The following is a 12,882-nucleotide window of genomic DNA, read 5'->3' on the forward strand; positions in this document are numbered from 1 at the left end:
AATGCGTGCGATACCCCAGACCCGCCGGCATGAGGGCAACGCCTTGGATACGAATAACCCCCTGATTATCTCCCGTCGTGGTTTTCTCAAGCTCACGGCGGTTTCGGCCACGGTGGCCGTCACGCCCCCGTTCGTGGCCAGGGCAGCTACCCCTGATGGCGGCAGGGCGCCTGTCATGCACCAGGTGGTCCTGCAGGTCAATGGGAAGGAATCCACCCTCGCGCTCGATACGCGAACCACGCTGCTTGATGCCTTACGCGAGCATATGCACCTTACCGGCACCAAGAAGGGCTGTGATCACGGCCAGTGCGGTGCCTGCACGGTGCTGGTCGATGGCCGGCGGATCAACAGCTGCCTGACGCTCGCGGTGATGCACCAGGGATCGAAGGTCACCACCATCGAGGGCCTGGGTACACCAGAGAAACTGCACCCATTGCAGGCTGCCTTCGTTAAGCACGATGGGTACCAATGCGGGTATTGCACGCCTGGGCAGATCTGTAGCGCGGTGGGCGCCCTGGATGAAATCCACCGCGATGTGCCGAGCCACGCCACCGCCGATATCACGGCGAAGGCGGCTTTCAGTACCACCGAACTGCGCGAGCGCATGAGCGGCAACATTTGCCGCTGCGGGGCCTACTCGAACATCGTCGAGGCGGTGAGCGAATTTGCCGGGAGCCAGGCATGAAGCCCTTCACTTACGAGCGGGCAACGAATCCGGCCCAGGCGGCCGCTGCTGTCGCGAAGGAGCGCAATGCGAAATTTATCGCCGGCGGTACCAATCTGCTGGATCTGATGAAAATCGAGGTCGAAGCACCTGAGCACCTTGTGGACATCAACGGCCTGGGTCTGGATACGATCGAGCCCACGGCGGAGGGCGGTCTTCGCATTGGTGCCCTCGTTCGCAATACCGACCTCGCGGCGGATAGCCGTGTGCGGCGCGATTATGCTCTGCTCGCGCGCGCCCTCGTTGCTGGCGCTTCGGGCCAGTTGCGCAACAAGGCTACGACAGCGGGCAACTTGCTGCAGCGCGCGCGCTGCCCGTATTTCTACGACACGCACCAGGCGTGTAACAAACGGCTTCCCGGCAGCGGTTGCGCCGCGCTTGGCGGCTTCAGCCGGTCGCACGCGATCGTGGGTGTGAGCAACTCATGCATTGCCGTGCATCCCAGCGACATGGCCGTGGCCATGCGCGCGCTCGATGCCACGGTGGAGACCATCCAGCCGGGCGGGCAGGTGAGGCGGGTTCCCCTCGCGGGGTTCTACAAACTCCCCGGTTCCACGCCGCACATCGAGAACGTACTGGCGCCGGCTGAGCTGATCACGGCAGTCACGCTGCCCAAGCCACTAGGCGGCGTGCACATCTATCACAAGGTTCGCGATCGTGCGTCCTATGCCTTCGCGCTTGTTTCGGTTGCAGCGGTGGTGCAGAAGGACGGCAGCGGTCGTGTCGCGCTCGGCGGTGTGGCCCCCATGCCCTGGCGGTCCGAGGCAGCGGATGCCCGCATGCAGGAGGGCGCGAAGGCCGTGTCATCGGTTCTGTTGGCCGATGCACGTACGACCCCGCAGAACGCGATGAAGGCAACGCTCGTGGAACGCACCCTCGGCGCGGTGATGAATGAAGCGAGGACCGGCGCATGAAATTCGAGACGCCCGCCACCGTCAACCCCATCGATCGCCTCAAGGTGGTCGGCCAGCCGCATGATCGTATCGATGGCCCGCTGAAGACCACAGGCACGGCGCGTTACGCCTACGAACGGCATGATGCGGTTCCCGTGCACGCTTACGGTTACATCGTGCCGGCCACCATCGGCAAGGGCCGCGTCGTATCGATCGATACCTCGCGTGCGAAGGTGGCGCCAGGCGTGCTCGCCATCGTGACTGCCAAAGAGGCGGGCAAGCTCGCCAAAGGCAAGTACAACACCGCCATGCTGTTGGGTGGGCCGGACGTGCAGCACTACCACCAGGCGCTGGCCGTCGTCGTCGCAGAGACGTTTGAGCAGGCGCGCTCGGCCGCGGCGCTGGTTCGCGTGGACTACGCGCGTACGCCGGGGGCATTCGATCTCACGGTGGCGAAGGCCGCGGCGGTAAAGCCCGATGATGGCGAGCCAGATACGGCCGTGGGCGACTTTGCGGGTGCGTATGCCGCGGCGCCCGTGAAGCTCGATGCCACTTACACGACGCCCGACCATTCCCACGCCATGATGGAGCCGCACGCCTCCATCGCCGCATGGGAAGGCGGCAAGCTCACGATCTGGACCTCCAACCAGATGATCCATTGGGGCAAAGGCGATGTGGCAACGACCCTGGGTTTGTCGCCGGATGACGTTCGCCTTATATCGCCCTACATTGGCGGCGGCTTCGGCGGAAAGTTGTTTGTCCGGGCGGACGCGATCCTCGCGGCGCTGGGTGCGAAGGCGGCAAACCGTCCCGTGGCTGTTGCTCTGCCGCGCCCGGTCATGTTTAACAACACAACGCATCGTCCGGCTACGATCCAGCGGATCCGCATCGGCGCAACCCCCGACGGCAAGATCACCGCAATCGGTCACGAAGGGTGGTCGGGCGATCTGGCGGGCGGTGGTCCGGAAACGGCCGTGCAGCAGACCCGGCTGTTGTACGCGGGTGCGAACCGGATGACGGCTACCCGGCTGGCCACGCTGGATCTTCCCGAAGGCAACGCCATGCGCGCGCCCGGCGAGGCATCGGGGCTGATGGCTCTGGAGATCGCCATGGACGAGATGGCTGAAAAGCTCAAACTCGATCCCGTGGACTTTCGCGTGCTCAACGACACCCAGGTGGATCCGGAGAAACCGGAGCGCCCGTTCTCCCAGCGCAATTTCGTGCAATGCATGCGCACCGGTGCCGAACGGTTCGGCTGGAACCAACGTTCCGCCACGCCGGGTGCCAGGCGCGATGGCCGTTGGCTGCTCGGCATGGGCGTGGCATCTGCATTTCGGAACAATCTCGTCATGAAGTCGGGTGCCCGTGTACGCCTTGGTAAGGATGGCCGGGCGACAGTTGAAACCGACATGACCGATATTGGTACGGGCAGCTATACCGTCATCGCACAGACCGCCGCCGAGATGTTGGGCCTGCCGATGGCGCAGGTCACCGTCCTGCTCGGTGACTCCTCGTTCCCTGTTTCGGCGGGTTCGGGCGGCCAGTGGGGCGGCAACAGCTCGACGGCGGGCGTCTATGCAGCCTGCGTGAAGTTGCGCGAAGCGGTTGCTGGCGCGCTGGGCATGGACCCGGCAGGCGCTGTGTTCGAGGACGGCAAAATATCTGCTGGCGGCAGGAGCAGGGCCATCGCGGAAGCGGCCGCAGGCGGAGAACTCGTCGCCGAAGACAGCATGGAGTACGGGGATCTGGCGAAGAAGTTCCAGCAGTCGACGTTCGGCGCGCACTTTGTCGAAGTCGGCGTCGATGCGGCCACCGGCGAAATCCGCGTCCGCCGGATGCTGGCGGTATGCGCAGCAGGGCGTATCCTCAATCCCAAGTCGGCGCGTAGCCAGGTCATCGGCGCGATGACCATGGGTGTGGGGGCTGCCTTGATGGAGGAGCTGGTGGTCGATAAGCGACTCGGGTTCTTCGTGAACCACGATCTTGCGGGGTACGAGGTGCCTGTGCATGCGGATATCCCGCATCAGGACGTCGTTTTCCTGGACGAGGCCGATCCGGTGTCGTCACCGATGAAGGCGAAGGGCGTAGGCGAGCTAGGCCTGTGCGGTGTTGCTGCCGCCGTGGCGAATGCGGTTTACAACGCGACGGGCGTGCGCGTGCGGAATTACCCAGTGACCCTCGATAAACTCCTGGACAAGCTACCGGCTGCATGAAGTCATACGACGAGTTACGCAGGTTGGCAGCCGCGTGGCGGAGCCTGGCCAACGCTTCGGATAAGCGTGCAGCGCTGGTCACCATTGTGCACACGTCGGGGTCAACCTTCCGTCGCGTGGGTGCCGCCATGCTTGTGCGGCCCGATGGCAGCATCGTGAACCCGCTGGCTGGCGGTTGCCCGCAGCGGGCGATCGTCGAGCGATCCCTGCAGGTCATGGCGACAGGCGAGTTGGCGTATGCAGCGTTTAACGCCGAGCAGGGTCTGGATGTGCTCCTGGAGGCGGGTTGCGGCGGAGAGCTTGAAGTGGCCATCGAACCGCTTGAGCCGGCAGTACCGGCCTTCGTGGATGCGTTGGATGCGCTGCTCGCCTCAAGCCAGGCCTTCCAGATCGTTACCCATTTTCCGGCGTCGCCGGCGGCAGTGTCCCCTTCGCGCCAGTGCACGGCGCTGCAGGCCGATGGCCTGGCTACCACGCGCGACAACGCTCAAAGCGAGTCATGGGAAGGTGGCACCCGGCTAATCGAGACCTTTGATGCGCCAGTGTCGCTCGTCGTCGCTGGCGCGTGTCATGAAGCCGTCGAGTTGGCGACCCTTGCCGCGCGCCTGGGCTGGCGGGGCATCATCGTCGATACATCGCCCGACCGCCTGGCGCAGATGGCGTTGGACTTACCCGGGTGGTGGGCGGTTGAAGCCCGGCCCGAGAACCTCGCGGCTACGGTGCGGCTGGATCGCTCTACCGCCTTGGTAAGCATGACCCACAACCTGGATAGGGATATCGCCTATCTGCGCGCTGGGGCGGCCTTCGGTGCCTTCTATCTCGGCGCCCTCGGTTCACAGCGCCGTGCCCGTACGATCGCCAGTGCCGTGCCATCCGCCGCGTTGCGCGTGCCCGCCGGTCTCGATATCGGTTCCAACACCAGCCGCGAAATCGGTTTCTCCATCGTCGCCGAAATCATGGCCACGCGGCACAACCGCGATGGCCTCGCCCTCAGCCACACCGGCCGCCCGATCCACTAACACCGCGAACACGGTAGGAGCGCGCTTGCGCACGATATGGCTTGCGGCAAGCACCCATCGCGTGCAAGCGCACTCCTCAACATCGCTATCAGGCCGCCATGCCCATGGCAGCCAGGCTGGGGTGCTGGTTGCGTACCGGGCTCATGAGCTCCAACAGGGCGCCCAGGTGCAGGATCGTCGACTCCGCCAGCCAGGGTGCGACCAACTGCACGCCGATCGGAAGACCATCACGACTCGTGCCGAATCGCAGGGTCAGGCCCGGCAACCCCGTGGCGCTGAGTGGAGCGGTGGCATCCATGACATGCAGGGCCGAGACCGTCTGGCCGTCGATGACGAACTCGGTCGCATCGTGGCCGTGTGCTGGCACCGGCGTCACCGGGCAAAGCAGCGCATCATAGCGCTGGAAATACTGGGCGAACCCATCGCGCATTTGCTCGACCTTTTGCTCTGCCAGAACAAAGTCCTCAATCGACGTATCCGGCGTGTCAAAGACGGCCTGCACATGCTTGTAAATCAGGTCCTCGTGTCCGCGCGTGGCCGCCTTGAAGGCGGGCTTGGTTTCCATCGCCTGCAGCTTCCACACGGTTTCCAAAGCGTTGATTTCTTCCAACACAGGAATGCGCACCGGATCGACGGTAAGGCCTGCGTTCTTGAGGGCTTCGGCCGCGGCCTGCACGGTCGCCGCCACATCGCTATCCACCAGGCCAAACCCCGGCTCGACCAGCCAGCCTACGCGCAACGGGCGCCCCAGGGTTGGGCCAACACCCGTATCGAACTGGGGAGGGGCGACGGAGAAACCATCGGCCCCATCTGGCCCAGCCAGTAGCGAATAGGCAAGAGCCACATCGCGGACCGAGCGGGCGATCGGGCCTGCATGCCATAGCCGGCGTGGTACCCGTGGCCAGATGCCCGTCATGGGAATGCGCCCGTGGGTCGGTTTGAACCCAACGACGCCCGTTAGAGCGGCGGGGCCGCGTACAGATATAGTGACGTCGGTGGCGAGGCCAATAGGCGACATGCCTGCCGCCACCGCCGCGGACTCGCCACCGCTGGAGCCGCCCGGTGTACGGTCCCTGTTCCAGGGATTCAACGTTCGGCCCGAAAGCAGGTTGTCGCTTTCGATCCAGTACGAGAACTCCGGTAGGTTCGTCTTCGCAAGGAGGATGGCACCGGCGTGCTTCATGCGGGCCACGCTGGTCGCATCGCTATCGGGGATGCGACCTTTGAAGATGGGGGAGCCTAGCTGGGTCAAGACGCCAGCGGTGTCGAACGAATCCTTTGCGGTGAAGGGCACGCCGTGCAGCGGCCCCAGGCCAACGCCGGCCATGACGGCCGTTTCAGCAGCCTTGGCCGCCTTCATGGCGTCCTCGGCAACGGTAACGATGGCGTTGAGGTGCGGGTTGGCAGCGTCAATACGCTCCAGGTGCGCCTGCATCACTTCGACGGGCGAAACCTCTTTGGTGCGGATCAGGTCGGCGAGCTTTGTCGCGTCCTGGTAAACGAGTCCGGAATTCATGGGATCTCTCAGCGTTGAGGGGGAGGCAACAAGGTCAGGTCGCGCGCCTACCTAACGTTTGTTAGGGAAAACGATACGCCTGGCAATGGGTCGCGTCAACGGGTTTTCCCGCGTGAATTGGCCCTTCTTCCGGCTTTTGAGAGAATGGCTTCGAAAGTTTGATCCGGCCCGGCAAAGGGCTAGTGCCCTGTGCGCGGGCTAAACCAGTGAACCGCCTCGTCCCCAGGCCGGTTCATGTCATCGAGGGTACGGCTCGTGGATAGTCAGGCAGGCAGGAATTCCAAGGACACGATCCTTGAGGCGGCGACGCTGATGGCACAGGCCCATGGGTACGGCGGATTGAATCTTCGCGGCTTGGCGGATGATGTCGGCATCAAGGCAGCAAGCCTTTACCACCATTTCCCAAGCAAGGCGGATCTCGCTACCGCGGTGGCCCGGCGCTATTGGGAAGACGCCGCTGCGGGGCTGGAAGCGATAACGGCGCGATTCATCGATCCCGCAGAGCGCCTGCGCAAGTATCCGGGCACGTTCCGCGCGGCACTCGCCAACGAAAACCGCATGTGCCTGTGCAGCTTCATGACCGCCGAGTTCGATGACCTGCCCGATGTGGTCAAGAAAGAAGTTGAGGTGTTTACCGACGTGAATGTCGCATGGCTAGCCAAGACGCTGGTCGAGGCGGGCATCGTCGGTGCCAAGGATGCGAAGAAACGCGCGCATGCAATCTTCGCCGCGGTGGCCGGCGCGCAGCTCATGGCGCGCGGCCGTAACGACATCAAGCTTTATGACGCGATGATCAAGAACTACCAGACCGCCGGCCTGCTACCGGAATAGGGTCGCAAACCCCTGTAGGAGCGGGGGGGGGGGGGGGGGGGGGGGGGGGGGGGGGGCGGGGCCCCCCCCCCCCCCCCCCCCCCCCCCCCCCGCTCCTACAGGTATCGTCGTGCGTAGGTATCCAGCCCGTGCGGGTTACGCACGCATCGGCGCGTAGCGTTCCAGCCAGTGCGCATACGATGGCGGGAGCGTCCACGACGGGCGCGGCACGTCCAGCGCCATGGCGGCCTTGTACGGCCAATGTGGATCGGAGAGATGCGCACGGCCGATCATCACCAGGTCCATGTGTCCATCGGCGACGACGCGGTTGGCGGCGTGCGGATCATCAATGCCCCACGAGGATGCGACAGGGAGGCCCGCTTCGCGGCGTACGCGTTCGGCGATCGGGCCGAGGAACGCGGAGCCCCACGGGATGTTCGTCTCGGGGAGGGTGAAACCCACGCTGACGTTGAGCAGGTCGAGACCTTCGCCGTGCATCTTGCGCACCAGTTCGATCGACTCGGCGAGCGTTTCCTCATCGCGGCCGTCGTACTCAAGCACGCCGAAACGCGCGGTCAGGGGGCGATTCTCCGGCCACACGGCGCGTACCGCAGCGAGCGTTTCCAGCAGGAAACGGCCGCGGTTTTCCGCGTTGCCACCGTAGATATCGTCGCGCTGGTTTGAGTGAGCGGAGAAGAAACTCTGCGCCAGGTAGCCGTGGGCAAAGTGCAATTCCAGCCATTCGAAGCCGGCGGCGCGGGCACGCTTGGCGGCGGCCACGAAATCCGCCTTCACCCGGGCGATGTCATCCAGGGTCATGGCGCGCGGCACACGCGGCAGGCCGCGGCCATAGGCGAGCGCGGACGGTCCGATGGTTTCCCACGCGCGGGGATCGGCCGCATCGATGTGGTCATCGCCCTCCCAGGGGCGTTCTGCGCTGGCCTTGCGGCCGGCGTGGGCAATCTGGATGCCCGGCACCGCGCCAGACGCTTTGATCGACGAGGCGATGCGGGCAAGGCCCTCGACATGCGCGTCGTCCCAAATGCCCAGGCACGCCGGCGTGATGCGGCCCTCGGGCGAGACACCGGTTGCTTCGACGATCACCAGACCCGCGCCGCCGCGCGCAATGGCCGGGTAGTGGATCTGGTGCCAGTCGTTGGTGAAGCCATCCTCGGCGCGGTACTGGCACATGGGTGGGATGGCGATGCGGTTGCGGAGCGTGACGTCCTTCAGGGTGAAGGGGGTGAACAGGGCGGCCATGGATGCACCTTGGGCAACAGAATGCGCCAAAGATAGGGGGTGAGGACTATAATAAGAAGCGCGATCAACTAATGGTTCTTATAAGAATTCGTTATGCTAAACCCGGCATGGCTCCGCTCGTTCACTACCCTGGCTGCCGAAGGCACGTTCACCCGCGCTGCGGAAGCGCTTGAGGTGACCCAGGCTGCCGTAAGCCAGCACATCCGCCAGTTGGAAACGCAGCTCGGGCCATTGCTCATCAGGCGGCCGCGTGGCGTAGAACTCACCCCGGCGGGGCACGCGCTGCTTGCTTACAGTGAGGAAGTGGCCCGTGCGGGTCGCTGCCTGGCATCACGCCTGTCCGACGCTGATGCCTTGGATGGTGTCGTATCGATCATTACCCCGGGCAGCGTCGGGCTCTCGACCTATCCGAAGCTGCTCGATATCCAGCGCGAAACGCCGGGCCTCGTGATTCGACATCGCTTCGCTCCGGAGGAGGACGTGCTGCAGGCCGTGCTCGATAATCGCTTCGACATGGGCATCGTCTCGCGCCGGCCAGATGATGAGCGACTGGCGGTAGAGCGCTTCTGCGAGGAAGCGCTCGAGCTGGTCGTTCCGGTAGAGGCCGTTGTGAGCGGATGGGACGACCTGCTGCGGCTCGGCTTCATTGACCACCCGGATGGCCAGTCCATGGCTACGCGCCTTCTTGCTCGCCGCTACCCGGGCAAGCGCCTCGGCGAAGTGCCGGTGACGGGCTTTACCAATCAGATCGCCCTTATCCTCGAGCCGGTGGCCCGCGGGCTCGGTTTCAGCGTCCTGCCCCGCCATGCCCGGCGGGCCTTTGCGCGGCAGGATGCCATCCGGGTACTCGACGCCGACCGGGCGGTGGTAGAAACCCTGTGGCTCATTCACCGCGCCGAATGGGAGCTGCCACGCCGGGCGCGCCATGTGGTCGACGAACTGCACCTGCGGCTCGCGAAGGACTGATTCGCACGCCGCCACAGCGTGTTGCTCGCGGCTGGCCACATTCGCGCCATGCCCTTCACGTACGCCTGCTTGCGAACCGTCTGGTAGCGGCGGAGAGTGATCCCACCGGCCAGGACGGACCGGCTGGGGAGGTCTCATGGACAAGCGCTGCCTTGGGTGGTGCGTGCTGGCGTGTACATCCGCGGTGGTCGCGGGCGATGCGGATGCGCCTGGGCCGCGCACGGTCGCGTCCGTACTGGAAGAAGCCCACGGTGCCGCCGCGCAGATTATCCGCGACGCCGGCGGCCAATTCGGCATCGGCGCCTTCATTGCGCGCCAGAACGCGGAGCTGCTCGTGCCGCAGCTTGCTGCCGTTGGCGCAGCGACTGAAGGCAAATGGGTCGGTGACCTCAACGATGTGCAGCAGTCTTTTCTGAACGGCACGCTCAACGCGGCCGACGACATGCGCCGCAGCGAGCGCTATCCGCGCAAGAAGGCTACCGCCATGCTGGCCCAGGCCGATGCGTTGCTCAGTACGCTCGCGGCGACCTATCGCTTCCCTCGCATTACGGACTTCAGTCCTCGCTATGTGGTGGCGCCAGCCACCGCGGCGTCGGTGGAGCTGGTCGTTACCGGCCATGCCCTGGATGCCCATGGGCCTGAACTCAACGTGGAGGGCAAGCCCTGCGAGTTGCGCGACGCCGGCGCAGAGCAGCTTCGCTTTCATTGCGTGCTGGCCGCGTCTGCCCACGGGCATGTCCTGGCCTACGTGCCGATGACGCTGACAACCTATCCGTCGCAGCCATGGTGGGCGGCGATGATGGCCTGGTTCCGCCCCGATCCCGCCCCCGTGCACTACACCCTGGCGCTGGCGGTGATCCCGAGCACCGTTGGCGGCTTCGATGCTACCGCACGGGTAAACACTGGCGATACCGGCGCAGAGGCGAGCGTTCCGCTGCCGGTGGGTGACGTGGCGTGGGGCGGAACGCGCGACGTCGCACTGCCAGACGGCGCGATCTTCGTGATATTGCGCGGTCGTCAGGCGGACGGCCGGGTATTCGAGGACACCAGCAGTGAGGCGCCAGCGCACCCGTGGTACGCGACGACCATCGACCTGAAAGCGCGGCGCATGGTGATCCGCGCGCGAGGTCTCGACGAGGCGCTGGCGCAGCCGTAGCGCCCTCTCAGGGTGTTTCGGTTTTTGCCGCGTGGGTCATCGTGACACCGGGCAGTTTGCGCGCCATATCCAGATGCTCCCGCAGGGTCGGCAGCGTTTTCTCCGCGAATGCCTTCAGTTCCGGATCCTTGCCGCTGGTCGCCTCCCTGGCAAACAACGCCACCGCCTTGCGATGGTCCATGATCATCTTTTGCCCGAACGCCTTATCAAAGGCGTCGCCGGATTTCGCACCGATGGCCTTGCTTGCCGCGTCGTCCTGGGTCGTGACCGACGTGGAAACCTGAAGACCCTTGGTGTCGGCAATGCCCTTCAAATCGGCGTTGGCCTTGGTGTGGTCAGTGACCATCCGCTCGCCGAATGTCTTTACCGCGTCGGATTTGCCCTCGCTCGTGGCCATCTGCCCCAGTGCGATCTCCGCGAGGCCTGCGGCGCTTGCCGCTTTGACGAAGGCGGCATCCGGCGTGGGCGCGCCTTGCGGCGTGTCCTGGGCAAACGCGGCGGTGGAGCACATGGAGGCAAGCATGGCGGCGAGGAAAGCGCGGTACATGGTCATGGCGAACTCCCGCTGATGGGTGCAACCGGGTGTGCCACCGCCGGCATCAACAGGGTGTGCAGCCGCAGGGCAGGGCACCGTCACAATCGCCGGCCATGCATCTTCAAACGCATGTTTTGTTCCACCATCACATTCCTAGGACTACTATCTGCATCGCACGGGCCTTGCGCCCGGTTCCTCACATTTCTGCGAAAGGAAGTTCCATGGCCGTCCACCTGGTTGCCGCGCTCGACGAAAACTTTGCCATCGGCAAGCAGGGCGGATTGCCCTGGCACCTTCCCGACGACCTGAGTTACTTCAAGACCCTGACCACCGACAAGTCCGTGCTGATGGGCCGCAAGACGGCTGAATCCATCGGCCGCGCCCTGCCGAACCGCGTGAACTACGTGCTCTCCCGCAAGGGCGAGGCACCGTACCCGGGCCAGATCACGGTGCGTTCCATCGCCGAGGCACAGGCCAGCTGTGGCCACACCGGGTTGATGGTGATCGGCGGCGGTGAGGTGTTCCGCGAGGCGCTGCCCTACGCACGCACGCTGTACCTGACCTGGGTGTATGCCGCGGTGGATGGCGCGGATGTGTTCTTCCCCGGCATCGATTTCAAGGAATGGGCAGAGGTCTCGCGTGTCCACCACAAGGCGGATAAGACCCACGCGCACCCGTTCGACATGGTCGAATACGTCAGGAACGTCTGATGCACGTGATGGCCGGCGTCCTCCTCGATGGCGCCGGACGCATCCTCATTGCCCAGCGCCCGCCCGGCAAGCACCTGGCGGGCATGTGGGAATTCCCGGGCGGCAAGGTCGAGCCCGGCGAGGCCCCGCTGGCTGCGCTGGAGCGCGAGCTGGATGAAGAGCTCGGCATCGCGGTGGATCCGCTCTCGTTCGAGGACCTGATCCGGGTGCCCTGGACCTATGGCGAACGCAGCATGCTGCTGGAAGCCGTGGTGGTACGTGCCTGGACTGGAGAGCCGCGGGCCCTGGATGCGGCCGCGATTGCGTGGCGGCTGCCGTGGGATATCGATCCGGCCATGCTTGCGCCGGCCGACCGGCCCATCCTGGCTGCACTGCGCCTGCCGGAGCACTATCCCATTACCCCCGCCGACGCATCGGTCGCCCACGCATCGACGTTGCTACGTGCCGCGCTGGCGCGGGGTGAAAGGCTGCTGCAGTGGCGTTTGCCTGGTGTAACGCCCGGCGAAGCAAGGGCAGGTGCCGAGGGCCTGCTACCGGAGCTTGGCCGGTTCGGTGCGCGACTGCTACTGAGCCGGGATGTCGAAGGCGCTCTAGCGTTGGGGACGGGCGTGCACCTCTCATCGGCTCAGCTTCGCGAGCTGAAGCAGCGTCCCTTGCCGCTGGGTCAGCTGGTCGGAGCGTCGTGCCACGACCCGGACGAGCTGGCGCTCGCCTCGGCGCTCGGTTGCGACTTCGCCACGCTATCGCCCGTGGAGGGTACGGCCAGCCACCCGGATGCCGCGCCTCTGGGCTGGCCCCGCTTCGCGAAATGGGCCGAGAACGCATCGTTACCTGTTTACGCCCTCGGTGGCCTTGGCCCAGCCGACCTGCCCATGGCGCGCATGCATGCCGGGCAAGGTGTCGCCGGCATCACCGGCTTCATGTAACCGCTCGTGGCGTCATTGCGCTTTCGCGTAGACGGGCTTTGTGTAGGAGCGGGGGGGGGGGGGGGGGGGGGGGGGGGGGGGGGGGGGGGGGGGGGCGGCGCCCCCCCCCCCCCCCCCCCCCCCCCCCCCCCCCCCGCTCCTACAAGCGCCCGGG

Annotated in this window: 11 protein-coding genes and 1 pseudogene; 9 read left to right on the forward strand and 3 right to left on the reverse strand. The window is 65.4% G+C overall.

The genetic code is table 11. From position 1 onward, the window contains the following. Positions 1–67: 67 nt before the first annotated feature. From paoA to ABIE56_RS08780, 4 genes are read left to right on the forward strand one after another with little or no spacing between them, the layout of a single operon-like run. On the forward strand, positions 68–685 hold the full coding sequence (paoA, locus tag ABIE56_RS08765; protein WP_429243566.1) for an aldehyde dehydrogenase iron-sulfur subunit PaoA: 618 nt from the start codon (positions 68–70) through the stop codon (positions 683–685). Then, positions 682–1,638, forward strand: a complete 957-nt coding sequence (locus ABIE56_RS08770) for an FAD binding domain-containing protein (protein WP_429243427.1) — start codon at positions 682–684, stop codon at positions 1,636–1,638. The genes paoA and ABIE56_RS08770 overlap by 4 nt, the downstream gene beginning before the upstream one ends. Next, positions 1,635–3,830 (forward strand): aldehyde oxidoreductase molybdenum-binding subunit PaoC, encoded by a 2,196-nt coding sequence (paoC, locus tag ABIE56_RS08775; protein WP_429243428.1) that lies wholly within the window; start codon positions 1,635–1,637, stop codon positions 3,828–3,830. The genes ABIE56_RS08770 and paoC overlap by 4 nt, the downstream gene beginning before the upstream one ends. Beyond that, positions 3,827–4,849, forward strand: coding sequence for an XdhC family protein (locus ABIE56_RS08780; RefSeq protein ID WP_429243429.1), 1,023 nt, complete (start codon positions 3,827–3,829; stop codon positions 4,847–4,849). The genes paoC and ABIE56_RS08780 overlap by 4 nt, the downstream gene beginning before the upstream one ends. Positions 4,850–4,937: 88 nt before the next feature. Here the strand turns inward: ABIE56_RS08780 and ABIE56_RS08785 are convergent, their stop codons facing one another. Continuing rightward, a complete protein-coding gene (locus tag ABIE56_RS08785) occupies positions 4,938–6,365 on the reverse strand; it encodes an amidase (RefSeq protein WP_429243430.1) in 1,428 nt (475 codons plus the stop codon). 255 nt (positions 6,366–6,620) lie between these two features. On the opposite strand from ABIE56_RS08785, the gene ABIE56_RS08790 reads away from it, so the two are divergent. Then, positions 6,621–7,196, forward strand: coding sequence for a TetR/AcrR family transcriptional regulator (locus tag ABIE56_RS08790; protein WP_429243431.1), 576 nt, complete (start codon positions 6,621–6,623; stop codon positions 7,194–7,196). Between the two features lie 231 nt (positions 7,197–7,427). On the opposite strand, the pseudogene ABIE56_RS08795 reads toward ABIE56_RS08790, so the two are convergent. Then, a pseudogene (locus tag ABIE56_RS08795) lies at positions 7,428–8,435 on the reverse strand (NADH:flavin oxidoreductase/NADH oxidase); the annotation flags it as partial. A 93-nt stretch (positions 8,436–8,528) separates the two neighbouring features. Between ABIE56_RS08795 and ABIE56_RS08800 the strand changes: the two are divergent. Together ABIE56_RS08800 and ABIE56_RS08805 are read left to right on the forward strand one after the other, a co-directional pair. Continuing rightward, complete coding sequence (locus tag ABIE56_RS08800) at positions 8,529–9,401, forward strand: LysR family transcriptional regulator (RefSeq protein ID WP_429243432.1); 873 nt, start codon at positions 8,529–8,531, stop codon at positions 9,399–9,401. A 136-nt stretch (positions 9,402–9,537) separates the two neighbouring features. Further along, on the forward strand, positions 9,538–10,557 hold the full coding sequence (locus ABIE56_RS08805) for a hypothetical protein (protein ID WP_429243433.1): 1,020 nt from the start codon (positions 9,538–9,540) through the stop codon (positions 10,555–10,557). 7 nt (positions 10,558–10,564) lie between these two features. On the opposite strand, the gene ABIE56_RS08810 is transcribed toward ABIE56_RS08805, so the two are convergent. Further along, the gene (locus ABIE56_RS08810; RefSeq protein WP_429243434.1) at positions 10,565–11,110 is read right to left on the reverse strand and encodes a DUF4142 domain-containing protein; all 546 of its coding nucleotides are present in this window, start codon (positions 11,108–11,110) and stop codon (positions 10,565–10,567) included. Between the two features lie 203 nt (positions 11,111–11,313). Between ABIE56_RS08810 and ABIE56_RS08815 the strand changes: the two genes are divergently transcribed. Together ABIE56_RS08815 and ABIE56_RS08820 are read left to right on the forward strand one after the other, a co-directional pair. After that, the gene (locus ABIE56_RS08815) at positions 11,314–11,802 is read left to right on the forward strand and encodes a dihydrofolate reductase (protein WP_429243435.1); all 489 of its coding nucleotides are present in this window, start codon (positions 11,314–11,316) and stop codon (positions 11,800–11,802) included. Next, the gene (locus ABIE56_RS08820; protein WP_429243436.1) at positions 11,802–12,728 is read left to right on the forward strand and encodes a Nudix family hydrolase; all 927 of its coding nucleotides are present in this window, start codon (positions 11,802–11,804) and stop codon (positions 12,726–12,728) included. Before ABIE56_RS08815 ends, ABIE56_RS08820 begins: the two co-directional genes overlap by 1 nt. The last annotated feature ends 154 nt before the right edge of the window (positions 12,729–12,882 follow it).

The organism is Luteibacter sp. 621 (genome assembly GCF_050435445.1).
Taxonomy (GTDB): domain Bacteria; phylum Pseudomonadota; class Gammaproteobacteria; order Xanthomonadales; family Rhodanobacteraceae; genus Luteibacter.